The following is a 16,981-nucleotide window of genomic DNA, read 5'->3' on the forward strand; positions in this document are numbered from 1 at the left end:
TACCTATGAAGATACGAATGTTCTTTTATCGTTTTACATACTGCTCTGCATAAAACTGCTGGTATTGACCGGACGTAACATGATTGACCCATTCGTCATTATGCAGGTACCAGTCTACTGTTTTTTCCAATCCTTCTTCAAACTGAAGCGAGGGCTTCCATCCTAATTCCTTATTCAGCTTCGTAGCATCAATAGCATAACGCAGGTCGTGGCCGGAACGGTCTTTTACATAGGTAATCAGTTGCTCAGATTGGCCTTTGGGCCGGCCTAACTTTGTATCCATTATAGCACACAGCAACTTAACAAGGTCTATATTTTTCCATTCGTTATAACCTCCAATATTATATGTTTCGCCGGTTCTGCCTTTATGAAAAATAGTATCTATAGCTCTGGCATGATCTTCCACCCATAGCCAGTCTCTCACGTTTTCGCCTTTTCCATACACCGGAAGAGGTTTATTATGCTTAATATTATTGATCATTAATGGAATAAGCTTTTCAGGGAAGTGATGCGATCCGTAATTATTAGAACAGTTAGATATAACCACCGGCAGGTTATAGGTATGATAATAGGCCATTACCATATGATCGGAAGCCGCTTTGGAAGCGGAATAAGGTGAACGGGGATCATAGGGTGTTTCCTCAGTAAAGAAGCCGGTTTCTCCCAACGAGCCATATACTTCATCCGTAGAAACGTGATAGAACAGCTTATTGCTATAATTGTTATTCCAGTATTTACGACAGGTATTTAATAATACCGCGGTGCCCAGTACATTCGTTCTTACAAACCCGAGCGGATCCATTATAGAACGGTCAACATGACTTTCAGCGGCCAGATGTATTATACCGTCAAAATTATACTTCCCGAATAACGCATCCATTTTTTGTTCATCACAAATATCAGCGTGTTCAAAAGAATAGTTCGGCAACTGATCAATATCCTTCAGGTTTTCCAGGTTACCGGCATAGGTAAGCGCATCAACATTTACTATCCTGTACGCCGGATATTTTTTTACAAATAACCTGATAACATGGGAACCTATAAAACCGGCGCCCCCTGTTATGGCAATGGTTTTAATATATTCCGCCATTACAAACTCCAGTATTTGATATTCTTAAATTTATTCCTGTATAAGCCTTTAAGGTCTGCAAAAATAGCGTCAGGGTTGGTTATACCAAGCAGGTATTCTTCCGTTAAGTTTTTATATTCGTTATGCGGAACGCCCAGTATAACAGCATCATAATTCTTGCCTATAGCGGGCGAAAGCGGAAAACCATATTCGTGCTGCAGTTCTGCGTTATCTGCATACGGATCAACAATATCAACATTTAATGAAAATGCCCTCAGCTCTTTTATCATATCAATGATCTTGGAGTTCCGTATATCACTTACATTTTCTTTAAATGTTGCGCCCATGATCAGTACCCTTGCCCCTGTAGCTTCTTTAGCATGTTTAATAATATGCTGCACTATTTTTTTAGCCACGTACAATGGCATTTCATCATTAATTACCCGCCCGGCCAATATTACCCGCGATTCATAGCCGAGCTCACTGGATTTGTAGGTAAGATAATACGGATCCACACCAATGCAATGCCCGCCTACCAATCCCGGCTGGAATTTCAAGAAATTCCATTTGGTGCCTGCCGCTTCCAGCACTTCGTAGGTATTGATGCCTACCATATCAAAAATAATAGACAGTTCATTCATTAAAGCGATGTTCAGATCACGCTGTGTATTTTCGATGATCTTTGCCGCTTCTGCAACTTTTATGGAAGAGGCCTTATGCACCCCCGCCTTAACCACTATTTCATATGTTTTGGCAATTTCTTCCAGCGATTCCGCGTCTGAACCCGACACTACTTTAATGATCCGGGAAAGGGTATGCTCTTTATCCCCCGGGTTAATGCGTTCGGGAGAATAGCCTAATTTAAAATCAACATTCAATTTCAAACCACTCAGCTCTTCAATAATAGGAAGACAGTCTTCTTCTGTACAGCCCGGGTATACGGTAGACTCATATACCACATAATCTCCCGTTTTTATTACTTTACCAATTGTTTCGGAAGCTTTTTTTACCGGTAAAAGATCGGGCACATTGTGATCATCAACCGGCGTAGGAACGGCAACAATAAAGAACCTGGCTTCCCTTAATACCTCCAACGAATTGGTAAACTCAATATCACACCCTTCAAAAGCGGAAGCATCCAGTTCATTACTCGGGTCAACAGACTGTTTCATCATGTCAATGCGTTTGGCATTGATATCAAAACCAATGACGCTCACTTTTTTTGCAAATTCAAGTGCAATAGGTAATCCTACATAACCTAATCCTATTACGGCCAATTTTGCCTTTTTATCAATAATATCCTGGTAGATCAACATAAAAGTTATTTTCTAAATTCTTTGGGTAGCTTATATAATTCTTCCCTGGGTAAAGACTTAAAGTATTCGTATGTAATTTTCAACCCTTCCGCACGATTCACGTTAGGTTCCCAGCTCAATATTTCTTTTGCGCGGGTTATATCAGGACGCCGCTGTTTAGGATCGTCTGTAGGTAACGGTTTATATACAATTTTCTGATGCGTTGCCGTAAGTTTAATTATTTCTTCGGCAAACGCCTTTAAACTGATCTCATCAGGATTTCCAATATTTACAGGATAAACATAGTTGCTGTGCAGCAGCCGGCAAATGCCTTCAATAAGATCATCCACATAGCAGAAAGAACGGCTTTGGGAACCATCTCCAAATACGGTAAGGTCTTCACCCCGCAAAGCCTGTCCAATGAATGCCGGCAAGGCTCTCCCGTCGTTGAGGCGCATGCGCGGCCCGTAAGTATTAAAAATGCGAACGATCCTGGTTTCAACATTGTGAAAAGTATGATAAGCCATTGTTATGGCTTCCTGGAACCGTTTGGCTTCATCGTATACGCCGCGCGGCCCAACAGGATTTACATTTCCCCAGTAATCTTCCGTTTGCGGATGTACTAACGGGTCACCATATACTTCAGAAGTGGAAGCCACTAATATTCTTGCCCTTTTTGCTTTAGCCAGTCCAAGGCAGTTATGCGTGCCCAGCGAGCCTACCTTTAAGGTTTGAATGGGAATTTTAAGATAATCAATAGGGCTTGCCGGGGATGCAAAATGTAGAATATAATCTACAGGTCCGGAAACGTGAATGAACTTTGAGATATCATGGTGATAAAACTCAAACTGCTCCAATGCAAATAAGGATTCAATGTTCTTCAGGTCGCCGGTAATGAGGTTATCCATGCCAATAACATGATAGCCGTCATTGATGAACCTGTAGCAAAGATGTGACCCTAAAAAACCTGCAGCACCTGTTATTACTATTCTTTTTCTCATTTTTATATTTGGTTATTGAGCAACTACCGGGCGTCCTATGCTCTCATAATAGAAACCCAGCTCTCTGATGGCATTCACGTCAAACAGGTTCCTGCCGTCAAAGATCACTTTCCGTTTCAGATTAGATACGATCTTCAGGAAATCCGGCGTTCTGAACTCATTCCATTCTGTGGCAATTACCAGTGCATCAGCATCTTTTAAACAATCATACTGATTGCCGGAAAAGATAATTTTGTCGCCTACCAATTGCTTCACGTTATTCATGGCTTCCGGATCATACGCCGCAACCGTTACGCCTTCCTTCAGCAACGCATCAATAATTTCCAGTGCCGGCGCTTCCCTGATATCATCGGTATTGGGTTTAAAGGCCAATCCCCATAATGCAATTCTTTTTCCTTTCAGGTCATTATTAAAATACTTTTTTATTTTAGATACCAAATGTAATTTTTGCTTTCCGTTTACCTCCATTACGGCATTGAGTATTTTAAAGTCGTAGCTAACGTCTTCAGCGCTTTTTACCAGTGCCTGCACATCCTTTGGAAAACAGCTTCCGCCATACCCGATGCCTGGAAATAAAAACCGTTTGCCGATCCTGTCATCACTTCCTATACCACGCCGAACCATATCAACATCCGCACCCAGCTTTTCACACAACTGGGCTATTTCATTCATAAAAGATATTTTAGTGGCGAGAAACGAATTGGCAGCATATTTAGTGAGCTCAGCAGAGCGTTTATCCATAAAGATAACCGGGTTACCCTGACGCACAAAAGGAGCATATAAATCAGTCATTTTCTTTTTGGCCTTTTCGGATGAGGTGCCTATGACCACCCTGTCGGGCTTCATAAAATCATCAACAGCCACTCCTTCCCTCAAAAATTCAGGATTAGACACTACATCAAAAGCACCTGCTATTGTGTCCTTCTCCCCACTGGTAATTACGCCACCGGCACTTTCAATTATAGCCTGCTCTACCTTCCCGGCAGTTCCAACGGGAACCGTGCTTTTGTCTACAATAACCTTGTATTGACCGGGCTTAATGATTTTGCCCAGTTCTTTTGCAACACCCAGTATGTATTTCAAATCGGCCGAACCGTCTTCACCGGGAGGTGTGGGCAATGCTAAAAAAACAACTTCAGCATCTTCTACTCCTTCAGACAGGTTGGTAGTAAAATGTAAACGTTCTTCTTTAAGGTTCCGGAGAAATATCTTCTCAAGCCCGGGTTCATATATGGTAATTTCCCCGGCGGATAATTTTTCCACTTTGGTTTTGTCAATATCTATACAGGTTACGGCATTACCGGTTTCGGCGAAACAGGTTCCTGTAACTAATCCAACATATCCCGTTCCTACTACAGCAATTTTCATTGAAGTACGAATTTATTTATTAATGTACGCTATTACTTTTTGTGTAATGAAAGCAAGCTGGTTTTCCTCTAATTCCGTATGGATGGGCAGAGAAATAACCCTTTCCGTTAGCCAGTCCGTTTGAGGTAACTGGTAAGCTCCCCCCCCAAATGCTTCAAACATTTTTTGCCGGTGGGCAGGCACAGGGTAATAAATCATGGAAGGAACCTGGTGTTCTGCCAGGTATTTACTAAGCCCGTCCCTGTTTACATCATTTAAAATCAATGTATACTGATGAAAAACATGATTCGTATAGGATGCTATATAGGGAGTTGTAATTTTTGGATGCCCTGCAAATGCCTTATCATAATAAGCAGCAGCCTTTTGCCTGGCAGCAATATATGCATCTAACTTTTTAAGCTTAATATCCAATATGGCAGCCTGTAAGGTATCAAGTCTTGAATTGCAGCCCACTACTTCATGATAGTATTTTATCTTTTGTCCGTGATTAGCGATCATTTTTAACTGTTCAGACAACCGGTCGTCATCGGTAAATATAGCGCCTCCATCTCCATAACAACCCAGATTTTTGGAAGGGAAAAATGAAGTACAGCCAATAGTGCCTATAGTGCCTGTTTTCTTTTTTACACCATTGCTAAAGGTATAATCACAGCCTATTGCCTGCGCATTATCTTCTATTACATACAGGTTGTGCTTTTCAGCTATCTGCATGATCGCTTCCATGTTGGCGGATTGCCCGTACAAATGAACCGGTACTATTGCCCTGGTTTTTGGAGTAATGGCTTTTTCAATAGCTTCCGGCGAAATACAAAAGGTTTGTGTATCCACCTCAACAAAAACGGGCTTTAACTGCAGCAAAGCAATTACCTCGGTGGTGGCAATATACGTAAAGGAAGGCGTAATTACTTCATCTCCCGGCTGAAGCCCCAGCGCCATTAAAGCAATCTGGAGGGCATCGGTACCATTAGCGCAGGGTATTATATGCTTTGAACCTGAATAAGCAGACAGGTGCTTTGCGAAATCCTGAACGGGCTTTCCATTAATAAAAGCACAACTGTCGAGCACGCTATGGATAGCCGCATCCACATCAGGCTTGATGTGCTCGTACTGTTGCTTAAGATCTACCATTTGAATAGGCCGCATATATTCTTCTTTTTTATAAATGGGTGCAAAAATAGTAAAATATACAGAGGATAAACAATAGGTATTAGTTTTGTAACATATTTTAATCATTATAAAAGTGGTTACAACATTTTACAATTTGTTTATTGCGCTATATGGCTTTGCCATGAAACTGGCTTCGCAATGGAATCCCAAGGCGAAGCAATGGGTCAACGGGCGAAAAGGGCTATTTGAAAAATTGCAGCAAACGCTGGAAAATTTACCACATGATAACCGCCCTGTAATATGGATGCATTGTGCCTCTTTAGGTGAATTTGAGCAGGGAAGACCGGTTTTGGAAAAAATTAAGCTCCTGCATCCTCAGTCGAAAGTGATCGTTACTTTTTTTTCTCCTTCGGGATATGAGATCAGGAAAAACTATAAAGGTGCAGACGCGGTATGGTACCTGCCCTTTGATACGCCCTCCAATGCCCGGAAATTCGTGCAATACATTAATCCAACTTTAGTACTCTGGGTGAGATACGAATTCTGGCTGCATTATCTGGAAGAATTAAAAAGAAAAGAAATTCCACTCCTGCTGTTGTCGGGCACCGTACTAAAAAGCAGCCCATTTTACAGGGTATACCGCAGAAAGCTCTTTAGCTGCTTCACGCATCTTTTTGTACAAACCCAATTATCCGCTCAATATTTAAAGACCGAAGGCTTTGAACAAAATGTAACGGTGGCGGGCGATACCCGCTTCGACAGGGTAATTGAAATTGCGCAGGCATTTGAACCCATTGCCAAGGTAGAAGCATTTTGCGGGGGACACAGGGTACTGGTTGCCGGAAGCACCTGGACAGAAGATGAAGAAGAGCTGATACACTACGTTAAAGTGAACCCGGATATACGATTTATAATAGCTCCCCACGAAGTGGACGAAGAAAATATAAAAGACCTGCAAAAGGAATTTCCCCATTCGGTGCTTTTTTCGGCATTGCAGGCCAACTCTTTTAACGATGATATAATTGATGAATCAACGGTGATCAATACCCTGATTATTGACAATATAGGCATGCTTTCCCGTTTATATCAATATGCCGACATTACCTATGTAGGCGGCGGGTTTGGCGATTCGGGGCTTCATAATATCCTGGAAGCCGCGGTGTACGGCAAACCGGTTTTCTTTGGCCCGGTATACCAGCGGCACTTTGAAGCGGTGGAAATGGAAGAAGCGGGCGGAGCCATTAGCATCGAAAATGCACTGGAATTAGAAAATGAGCTCAATAAGCTGTGGAATGATGAGACTTTACTGAAAGAAAGAGGAGATGCCGCGAAACAATATGTGTATGCTAATGCCGGCGCCACCGGTCATATACTGGATTATATTTACAGGAACCTCCTTTTAACCAACTGATCAAATTGCTTTACCGCCGGGTGTTCCTCGTTCCATCCTAATTTAAGCTTCAGCTCACGCAATATCCAAAACTCGGCTTCAGGATAAATGGTAAAACGGTTAATAGTTTTAAGCGACCGTTCATACATGTCTTCATCGCCGCGAAAAAGTTCACTGATGAAAATAAAGCGGTCATTTACTCCCACTGCTTTTTTTATATCCTTCAGCGGCTCTTCTTTTAGCTTTTCGCCCAACTCCGTTCTTCGTTCAAATAACCTTTCATTAATAGAGGGTTCCCCTCTTCCTATTACTTCATTCAATTCTTTTACCTGTGGCTGGTGAGCCAGGGTAGGCACTTCCTCCAGTACGTTAAACCGGGGGGTGGCTATGGTTTCCTTATGATTTGATCCGTTTTTTGCTGGCAGTGCAATTGCCGGTATATCTCCTTCAGCTCCGATATCCAATCCGTCACTTTCCTTTGAGGTATTGTTGTTCACTCTACCGGAAGCTTGTTCCGCTGCAGCAGGTACGCCACCCGGCATCATTACTGCAATTTTTTTACGTTCGGGTGTATGTTGCTGCTGTTTGAGCAGGAACAGCTCCGTTTGTAACATCTGCACTATATGGATGATTTGCTCAGCGGGGGCATTTTGCTGATAGAGCTCCTGTAATTTGTTTATTAAAACGCCGATACGTTCCATTCGAATATGGTATTTTTGAGCGTTTGTTTAATTTAAGAATATATTATACATAAATTTCGGTGAAGTTACAAACACCTTGCCATAAAATAATCACAAATGTTTACTGAACCGCATATAAAAGGAGAAAGAAAAGGATGGATAGAAGTGATTTGCGGTTCCATGTTCAGCGGAAAAACGGAAGAACTAATCCGGAGATTAAAACGGGCGAAGATCGCTAACATGAAAGTGGAAATATTTAAACCCGCCATTGACAGGCGATACCATGAAACACAAATCGTTTCCCACGATGAGAACGCTATTTTATCCACGCCTGTTGAAAATGCCGGAGTCATTTTGTCTTTTTCGCATGGAGTGGATGTAATTGGCATTGATGAAGCACAGTTTTTTGATGATGACCTCCCGGCTGTTTGTAATCACCTGGCTTTGCAGGGTATGAGAGTAATTGTTGCCGGACTGGACATGGATTATTCGGGCAAGCCGTTTGGACAGATGCCCGGTTTGCTCGCTACGGCCGAATACATTACCAAGCTTCACGCCATATGTGTACGCTGTGGCAACATCGCTAATTATTCTTACCGCAAAACACCTAATGATGCACAGGTAGTAATAGGCCAAAGCGATATTTATGAGCCCAGGTGCCGCTATTGCTATAACCTGAAAGAATAATTGGGGTTTATGATTGCTGATTTTTTGATTTCTGATTCGGGGGTTGATAGCAAAAAATGTACTGTGCAACCTGCAAACTTATGGTGAGAAGTAAAACGTGAGAAGTGAGAGAATAAATCTTTCACCTTTCCCGTTTATCGTTTCCCGTCTCCGTCTCTCTCCCTGAAACCTGTAACCTGTAACAACCCCACCCCTTCCGCATTCCGCTCTATCCCCTAACTTTGCCGCATGTACAGACACATCATAACGCTTTTAAAAAAAGACCTGCTGCTGGAACTCAGGCAACAATATACGTTTTACGGTGTGTTGCTGTATGTTGCCTCTTCCATATTTGTATTATACTTAGCCATACAACAGCCCGAAAGCACCGTTTGGAACGGCCTGTTCTGGATGATCCAGTTGTTTATTTGCGTAAACGCTGTAGCTAAAAGCTTTTTGCAGGAAACGAAAGGGCGGATGCTCTATTTTTATGTGATTGCTGGGCCCCAGCAATTTATCATTGCCAAGTTATTGTATAATACTTTTATTATGCTGCTGATGAGCCTGATCAGCCTCCTGCTTTTTCGCGTACTGCTGGGCAACCCTTTGTTGCACTTCTGGCAGTTTACCGGTATTGTATGCATTGGTTCGGTAAGCCTAAGCCTTGTGTTTACCATGCTGGCCGCTATTGCCGCAAAAGCGCAGCAGCAGGCGTCGCTGATGGCCATAATGGGTTTCCCGATCATTATTCCGCAATTGCTGTTGCTGATGCGCATTTCCAAAGCGGGAATGGGCGAGGCGTTCCAGGCGGGCGCCCTGTCGGATATGGTTTGGCTGCTCCTGGGGTTAGACGCGCTGGTTATGGTTATGGCTGTTATCCTCTTCCCCTTTTTGTGGAAAGACTAAACTCATTGTCCATTCATTAAATTGATGTACGTTTGCTCTAATTAAATAATAAATCAAAGGATGAAAAAATCCTGGTGGAAGATACTCTGTATTATTTTGCTTTTATATACCCTCGTTGGCGGATTGTTATTAGAAGTGCCTCATAAAAAAATCCTCAACGAAACCATCCGCAACATTTATTTCCATGTGCCCATGTGGTTTGGTATGATGGTATTATTTACCTGCTCTGTTGTTTACTCTGTTAAGTATTTGCGCAAGCCCGATCTGCTGTACGACATATACGCCACGGCCTATGCCCGCACAGGTATGCTGTTTGGCATATTAGGATTGGTAACCGGTGCTATATGGGCAAACTACACCTGGGGCAAAGCATGGAGCAATGATATTAAACAACTTGGCGCTGCTATGGCATTGCTTGTTTACGCCGCTTATTTTGTGTTGAGAAATTCCATGATTGACATTGATAAGCGGGCAAGGGTTGGTGCCGTATATAATATTTTCGCGTTCGCTATGCTTTTTCCTGCACTTTGGATAGTGCCCCGGCTTGTAGAATCCCTACATCCCGGAGGCGCAGGCAATCCTGGTGCAGACCCGAGAGACATGGATGCACGTATGCTGATCATCTTTTGGTTTGGCGCTGTACCTGGTTTTATTCTTTTGGGTATCTGGCTCAGTTCTATCATTATTCGTTTTCGTAAAATAGAAGATAAAAATCTCTTACATGCTTAGTTCACCCGTAAAAAAGCTCCTGTTAGCTGTATTATTATTTGTTGCAGCACCATTTATCTACGCCCAGGAAAAAGTGGAAATGGCAGACGGATTACGCAGTAACGGTAAAATTTACGTAGTGGTAGCCGTACTTGCGATCATTTTCATAGGATTGTTCATCTTCCTCATTAACATAGACCGGAAAGTAAGCAGGCTGGAAAAGGAAAATCAGAAACCATAAAAACCATAAGTTTTCAGCCTGGTTATTATTCACCCACGACTGGTATTTTAAAAATATTGCGATATGACTGCTCACGAGGAGTATAGTTTCTTTGATGCTGTTTTAGCAAGCTTTGATAAAGCAGCAAAATTCACCAACTGGGATCCCGGAATATTAGAACAGATCAAGCTGTGCAATTCGGTTTACCGTATGCATTTCCCGGTTAAAATAGGTGATAAGATTGAAGTAATAAAAGCTTACCGCGTACAACATTCCCATCATAAAACACCCTGTAAAGGAGGCATAAGGTTTGCCACCACCGTAAACCTCGATGAGGTAATGGCCCTGGCCGCTTTAATGACCTATAAATGTGCTATTGTAAACGTTCCATTCGGGGGTGCGAAGGGCGGTATTAATATTGATCCTAAAAAATACACGCCGTATGAACTGGAAAAGATCACCCGCCGCTATACGCATGAGCTGATCAAGAAAAATTTTATAGGACCGGGAACGGATGTTCCCGCACCGGATTATGGAACCGGGGAAAGGGAAATGTCGTGGATATTAGATACGTATACCAGTATGAAACCCGGTGAAATTGATGCTTTGGGCTGTGTAACCGGGAAGCCTGTTTCGCAGGGTGGTGTGCGGGGCAGAAGAGAAGCAACGGGCTTGGGTGTTTTTTACGGTATCAGAGAAATATGCTCAATGCCCGGCCTGATGGAAAAAGCAGGACTGCCTGTGGGCATTGAAGGAAAAAAAGTAGTGGTACAGGGATTGGGTAATGTAGGTTATCATGCCGCTAAATTCTTTCGTGAAGGCGGAGCAAAAATAATTGCACTGGCAGAATACGAAGGCGCCATTTTTAATGCCGGAGGGTTAAATGAAGAGGAAGTGCGGGAGCACCGGAAGAAAGAAGGTACTATCCTAAATTTCCCGGGCGCTACCAATATCCTGCATTCATCTGACGCGCTGGAGCTGGAATGCGATATTTTAATACCCGCCGCCCTGGAAAATGTAATTAACGGCGACAATGCTTCACAAATAAAAGCCAAAATAATAGGAGAAGCGGCAAACGGGCCGCTGACCCCGGAAGCAGACGAAATTTTCATAAAAAAAGGAGTGCTGGTAGTGCCCGACATGTACCTTAACGCGGGGGGGGTTACCGTAAGTTATTTTGAATGGCTTAAAAACCTGAGCCACGTAAGGTATGGAAGAATGGAAAAGCGCTTTACGGAAAATCAAAACCGCAGCATACTTGCCCAAATGGAGGGTTTGACAGGAAAAACAGTAAGCGACAGGGAAAAAGAAATTATTATGCATGGCCCAAATGAAGCGGACCTGGTGTATAGCGGTTTGGAAGAAACCATGATGGGTGCAACAAAAGAAATAGTAGAAACCTGGATAAGCAATCCCGACATTCCGGATATGCGTACTGCAGCCTATGTAGTAGCCATCAATAAAGTAGGAACCAGTTACGCGGAGCTGGGGATATTTCCGTAAAATGAAAGCTAAGACTATTTTATTTTTACTATTGCGAAAATGGAAAAAAATTTTGTCAAAACAATTGATCTCTTATCTTTGCACTCCCTTTACAAAAAGAGGTAAAAAGAAGTTCTAAAAAAATATTGGGAGCATAGCTCAGCTGGTTCAGAGCATCTGCCTTACAAGCAGAGGGTCCGCGGTTCGAACCCGTGTGCTCCCACACAATACAGATAAGGGTTTCATGAAAATGAGACCCTTTTTTGTTTTTGGTATTTGCATACAATTTGACATACATATCCATTTTTATACAAAATGAAGTGGACTGAATAATAAGCGTATATTTGAAGTGCGAAGACATTTAGATGAGCCTGCCGGGTATACATAAGTATGTCCGGTTTTTTTATGTCCGAAATTTAAGATCTCCATTAAAAATTATCTTGGCTATCTTCCTTTAGCAACTATGGTCTCTATAGACCATTGACCATATAGCCGTAATCATCTTTAACAGAACATATTGAAAGCTGTGAGCGTAGAATTTACCCAACCATTCCCTTTGCTGGATCCGTTTACATTAACCATAGCCCGTTCATTTTAATCCTGGGATACTATTTCAGGTTAAGCATCCGTGTGCTGCAGCACACGGATGCTTACAAAAAAGCATTATCAAATAACTTTACTTGTCCTTTTTCCCGCCTGTACACTCAACTACTTTAGCTATGACAATTGCCATGTTGCAAGGGCAATAAATAGCAATCATCATTCAAACAATTATACAATGAGTGTACGCACCGATATCATTAACCTTAGTGTTAACGTAAATGGCAATAAGGCACAAAACGAACTCAATAACCTGAGAAAAAAAGCTGCTGACATTAAGTTTGAGATGCAAGCCTTAACAAAAGGAACCAAAGAATATATTTCAAAAAAAGCTGAGTTAGGTCAGGTTACCGGTGCAATGGATGCACTCAAAAAACAAATAGGGTTGGCAGCATTAAGTCAAAAGGAACTTGTAAGGGAACTTAACACCCTAAAGAACTTACGGGGCAGCGTAACGCCTTTCAGTGACGAATATAAAAAACTCGATGCCTCTATAAAACAGGTTGAAACCCGGTTACATAGTGTAAAAACCGGGATGCAGGGCTTCACTACTTTTACCAGTAAACTGAAGGATGAAATTAAATCCTTTGGTACCGTTGTAGTCGGTTACCTGGGATTTCAGTTTATTACCAGCCAGATCAAAAGCGTTATATCCGGACTTTCTAAACTGAGTGGACAATTTTCGGATATCCGAAAGGTTACCGGTTTATCAGAAGAAGCTGTAAAGGGATTAAATGATGAACTACTGAAAATTGATACCCGAACATCCGCCTCAAAACTCAGGGAAATGGCGGTGGCTGCTGGTAAATTAGGAAAGGAAGGCCCCCAGGCTATTCTTGAATTTGTTCGGGCCGCGGATCAGATGAGTGTTGCTTTAGGAGATGATCTTTCCGGTGGCACAGAGGAGATAATGAAAAACCTTGGTAAAATAAGCCAGGTATTTAAAACAGAGGAATTATTTGGTACTGAAAACGGGCTTTTGAAAATTGGGAGTGCTATTAATGAACTGAGTGCAGCCAGCAATGCCGGTGCTGATTATATGGTTGATTTCAGTAAAAGAATGGCCGGTGTTGCTCCATTGGCAGGCATTAATATTCAGCAAATTTTAGGTTTGGGTGCTACCCTTGATCAATTTGGACAAACGGCTGAAGTTTCTTCCACCGCATTGAGCAAGCTCTTTATAAAAATGGCGTCCGATTCAACGCAGTTTGCCAAATATGCCCGCATGAATGTTGGCGACTTCAAAGCATTGTTAGAAAAGGATTTTATGAGTGCTCTCATCCGGATGCTGGAAGGGGTAAAGAAAAATTCAAACGGTATTAATGAACTGGCTGTTTCTTTGGGGGATCTTGGTTTGGATGGCGGCCGGGTAATTGGCGTTTTGGGTACTCTGGCAAATAATACTCAGATATTGCGCAATCAGATCCAATTGTCAAATGCTGCATTCCAGGATGGAACATCTATAACAAAAGAATTTGGTATACAAAACAATGATCTGGCAGCAACACTTGAAAAGATTGGAAAAGAGTTCGACAAACTAAGAGAAAACAATGTTTTTAAAGACCTGCTTACTTCAGCAGCAAATGCGACTTTAAGATTTATACAGGCCTTAAAAGATTTACCTGCGCTTTTTGAGCGCTATAAGTTCACCATTATTGCACTTGCAGTATCCTTCGCCTTATTAACCAAAAACATACTATTAACTGCTGCTGCATGGGCGCTGGAAAAGGCGGCCATGATTGCTGATGGTGTTTTAGCCGCCCGAAGGATTGCAATATTGCTTTTATCAGCGGGGTATAACTTACTAACAGGTAATATAACCAGGGCTGCAGCAGCATGGACGCTTTTTAACCGTGCAATAAGTGCCAATGTCATCGGACTTATTGCAACAGCCTTAATTGCTGTAGGCTTCGCGCTGGATAAAATATTAAGCAAGACGAAGGAATTAACAGCAGCTCAGCGCGTGGGCGCCGAACTTTCCAAGAGGGTAGGCGAAGCAACTGAAGAAACTAAAACAAAAATTGAGCTGCTTACCAGGGTTGCCAACGATAACAATGAAAGTTTGGATAACAGAAAGAAAGCATTGAAAGCATTGATTGCAATTGCTCCGGAATATCTGAGCAAACTTACACTTGAAAACCTCAACACTGCTGAAGGTACAAACCTGCTTAAAAAATATATAGAGCAGTTGTCTGCCCGTGCTGAAGCTGAAGCCAAATACAGCTTACTGGTTGAAAAACGAAAAGCCAGGCAACAGGGATATGCAGATATAAGAAATATTGATGGAGGTGCCCGCAGCAATTTTACTGAAGATCAAATTACAACCAGTGTAAACTTTAACCGTGGTGTTGGTTTAGCCCCACAAATTTTTAAAGATGTGGCTAAACTAAACGATGAAATTTCAGCGCTTGAAAAATCAATACAGGATTCGGTTGTAAAAAATTTACCGGATGCAGGTAATGGAGGTGTCGAACAGGGAGGGACAAATACACAGCACGTTACCACTACTGTTACTGACAAAAAATTTAATAGAGAATACGACAACCTGAAGAAAGATTTTGAAAAATTTCAACGCGACTTACAAAAGATGCGTGCACAGGCTTCAATTGCCGATGAAGATGCCGAAACAAAAGAGATAGCAGCCGTTACAGCTAAGTATGAAGAGCTAATGTCGCGTGCACGGGATTTCTATATTAAGACTGCGATAAGTAAAAAAACGCTTAATGAAACAGAAATAAAATTAGAAGAAGATAAGTACAAGGAGATTCTAAAACTCCATAAAAAGTATGAGGACGCAGGTACTAAAAAAATAAATGAAGAAAGGTATGCTGAAAATATAGAGCGAATTGAAAGGGAAGCAGAAGAAGAGCGGAGAGCACAGCTTGAAAAATACAGTCAAGGTTTAATTGATGGCGATACTTATGCTAAAGCTTTGACCAACATTGAAAGAAAAGAGCTTGCCAAACGTATAGCCATACATCAGGTGTATGCAGATGTTGTTGATAAAGCAGGTGCGGAACTTGTGAAGGATAAAACTGCACTTGAAAAATCATTAACCGATGAATTACTAAACCAGGCAAAAGCCCGTGAAAAACTATCTGAACTGGAAAAAGAAGCCAGGCAGGAACTGCAATTAAGCACATTTAACGCAAAGGGACCAGGCGGCAAAAGGAAAGAGCAGATCCAGCAGGCAAAGAATGAAAGGGATCAAAGGATTGCAGCACTTAAAAAGGAAATGGAAGATGCCGGCATTGAGGCTACGGAAGCATTATTGAAGCAAAGCCCCATTTTTCAAAAAATCATGGATGATTATAATAAGAAAATTGCAGGGGCTAATGCAAGTTTCTGGGATACCATTGCGGCTTACATTAGAGACTATGGACAACTTATTCAAAATGTTTGGGGATCCATTAATGATTTTATAAAAGCCAAAGAAGATAAAGCACTGGCTGAGGAAAAGCAGAGAAATGATGTTAGGAAAATTGAATATAAAAAGCAACTCGACAATAAGCTGATAAGCAAAGCTCAGTATGACAGGAAGGTAGAACAAGCTGATGCTGAGTTAGATAAAAAAGTTAAGGAAATACAGCGTGAACAGGCAAAAAGAGAGAAGGCGTTGAAATTATTTAACGCAGTTATTAATGTGGCAGCGGGTATTGCTTCATCTTTGGCGTATGGTGGCCCTGTTGGTTTAGCCCTGGCAATTGCAACCGGTATAGCCGGTGCCCTGCAAGTGGCCGCAATTGCGAATGAACCTTTGCCGGAATTAGGCACTGGTTACTGGCTAAAATCGGGACCAAAACACAATGAACCAGGTAAAGGCACAAAGGTTTTAATTGAGCGGGATGAGGCGGTAATGAGTGCTGCAGCTATGAGAGATCAAAAGCGTTATAGTGTTACCGGTACCGGCGCACAGATAACCAGCTTCCTGAATGCACGAAACGGTGGTGCAAGCTGGGCAACCGGTGCCAGGGTAAACATAAATCCAGAAATGCCCAAAATAATGGCAGGCGGCGGCTTTCTGGATCAAAGATCAACAGCAGCGGGATCTAATAATATCGAAATGCTTTTGGGCCAAATTGTTTCAGAACAGCAACGCTCAACCAATAAGCAGCAGGAAACACTTGAAGCGGTATCTAATTGGAAAACAAATTCAAAAGCATGGGTGAGTATTAAAGAATACCGGGAACAAGAAAAACTATATGATGATGCTAAGAGAGCCAGCGCACTTTAGAAATCCGAAATTGGCTTTCTTTTTTTAGATAGGAAATTTTTACCATCATCTGATAATTTACTGATCATGACTACTTCAAATGATTTGATTTTATATTCAGAGTATTTTGCTTCAGCTTTTAATTTGTAAGTACGGTAAACGGTATCAATATCAGGTGAAGCAATTTCCCGAACGCCACTTACAGGATTTGCCTGATCCCTCAATAATATGGTGAATTTATATAACGGCATTGTGGGTGCAAAAATAACGGAGTAT

General features: G+C 41.9%; 14 protein-coding genes and 1 tRNA gene. 8 read left to right on the forward strand and 7 right to left on the reverse strand.

The window, feature by feature from the left end; genetic code table 11:
- Nucleotides 1–25: 25 nt before the first annotated feature.
- The 5 genes from rfbB to PLE34_RS04600 are packed head-to-tail and all read right to left on the reverse strand — an operon-like array spanning nt 26 to nt 5,876.
- Nucleotides 26–1,090 carry a dTDP-glucose 4,6-dehydratase gene (rfbB, locus tag PLE34_RS04580; RefSeq protein ID WP_349770538.1) on the reverse strand — a complete coding sequence of 355 codons (1,065 nt, stop codon included), beginning with the start codon at nt 1,088–1,090 and terminating at the stop codon, nt 26–28.
- Nucleotides 1,090–2,385, reverse strand: a complete 1,296-nt coding sequence (locus PLE34_RS04585; protein ID WP_324554602.1) for a nucleotide sugar dehydrogenase — start codon at nt 2,383–2,385, stop codon at nt 1,090–1,092. Before PLE34_RS04585 ends, rfbB begins: the two co-directional genes overlap by 1 nt.
- 5 nt (nt 2,386–2,390) lie before the next feature.
- Nucleotides 2,391–3,365, reverse strand: coding sequence for a UDP-glucuronic acid decarboxylase family protein (locus PLE34_RS04590; RefSeq protein WP_324554603.1), 975 nt, complete (start codon nt 3,363–3,365; stop codon nt 2,391–2,393).
- A gap of 12 nt (nt 3,366–3,377) precedes the next feature.
- Complete coding sequence (locus PLE34_RS04595; RefSeq protein ID WP_324554604.1) at nt 3,378–4,733, reverse strand: UDP-glucose dehydrogenase family protein; 1,356 nt, start codon at nt 4,731–4,733, stop codon at nt 3,378–3,380.
- Nucleotides 4,734–4,745: 12 nt separating this feature from the next.
- Nucleotides 4,746–5,876, reverse strand: coding sequence for a DegT/DnrJ/EryC1/StrS family aminotransferase (locus PLE34_RS04600; protein ID WP_324554605.1), 1,131 nt, complete (start codon nt 5,874–5,876; stop codon nt 4,746–4,748).
- 97 nt (nt 5,877–5,973) lie between these two features.
- Here PLE34_RS04600 and PLE34_RS04605 point away from each other — a divergent pair, with 97 nt between their 5' ends.
- A complete protein-coding gene (locus tag PLE34_RS04605; protein ID WP_324554606.1) occupies nt 5,974–7,251 on the forward strand; it encodes a 3-deoxy-D-manno-octulosonic acid transferase in 1,278 nt (425 codons plus the stop codon).
- Here the strand turns inward: PLE34_RS04605 and PLE34_RS04610 are convergent.
- Complete coding sequence (locus PLE34_RS04610; protein WP_324554607.1) at nt 7,224–7,931, reverse strand: DUF8457 domain-containing protein; 708 nt, start codon at nt 7,929–7,931, stop codon at nt 7,224–7,226. The two genes, PLE34_RS04605 and PLE34_RS04610, sit on opposite strands and share 28 nt — an antisense overlap.
- A 96-nt stretch (nt 7,932–8,027) precedes the next feature.
- Here PLE34_RS04610 and PLE34_RS04615 point away from each other — a divergent pair, with 96 nt between their 5' ends.
- From PLE34_RS04615 to PLE34_RS04645, 7 genes are all read left to right on the forward strand, one after another.
- Complete coding sequence (locus tag PLE34_RS04615; protein ID WP_324554608.1) at nt 8,028–8,597, forward strand: thymidine kinase; 570 nt, start codon at nt 8,028–8,030, stop codon at nt 8,595–8,597.
- 228 nt (nt 8,598–8,825) lie between these two features.
- The gene (locus PLE34_RS04620) at nt 8,826–9,482 is read left to right on the forward strand and encodes a heme exporter protein CcmB (RefSeq protein ID WP_324554609.1); all 657 of its coding nucleotides are present in this window, start codon (nt 8,826–8,828) and stop codon (nt 9,480–9,482) included.
- 60 nt (nt 9,483–9,542) lie between these two features.
- The gene (ccsA, locus tag PLE34_RS04625) at nt 9,543–10,211 is read left to right on the forward strand and encodes a cytochrome c biogenesis protein CcsA (protein WP_324554610.1); all 669 of its coding nucleotides are present in this window, start codon (nt 9,543–9,545) and stop codon (nt 10,209–10,211) included.
- On the forward strand, nt 10,204–10,431 hold the full coding sequence (locus tag PLE34_RS04630) for a CcmD family protein (protein WP_324554611.1): 228 nt from the start codon (nt 10,204–10,206) through the stop codon (nt 10,429–10,431). Before ccsA ends, PLE34_RS04630 begins: the two co-directional genes overlap by 8 nt.
- Before the next feature lie 63 nt (nt 10,432–10,494).
- Nucleotides 10,495–11,913, forward strand: a complete 1,419-nt coding sequence (locus tag PLE34_RS04635) for a Glu/Leu/Phe/Val family dehydrogenase (RefSeq protein WP_324554612.1) — start codon at nt 10,495–10,497, stop codon at nt 11,911–11,913.
- A gap of 127 nt (nt 11,914–12,040) precedes the next feature.
- Nucleotides 12,041–12,115: transfer RNA gene (locus PLE34_RS04640), tRNA-Val, on the forward strand.
- A gap of 555 nt (nt 12,116–12,670) precedes the next feature.
- Nucleotides 12,671–16,726 (forward strand): phage tail tape measure protein, encoded by a 4,056-nt coding sequence (locus PLE34_RS04645; RefSeq protein ID WP_324554613.1) that lies wholly within the window; start codon nt 12,671–12,673, stop codon nt 16,724–16,726.
- On the opposite strand, the gene PLE34_RS04650 is transcribed toward PLE34_RS04645, so the two are convergent.
- Nucleotides 16,723–16,929 (reverse strand): hypothetical protein, encoded by a 207-nt coding sequence (locus tag PLE34_RS04650; protein ID WP_324554614.1) that lies wholly within the window; start codon nt 16,927–16,929, stop codon nt 16,723–16,725. The genes PLE34_RS04645 and PLE34_RS04650 overlap by 4 nt on opposite strands.
- Nucleotides 16,930–16,981: the final 52 nt, after the last annotated feature.

The sequence above is a fragment of the Agriterribacter sp. genome (assembly GCF_035445465.1).
Taxonomy (GTDB): Bacteria; Bacteroidota; Bacteroidia; order Chitinophagales; family Chitinophagaceae; genus Agriterribacter.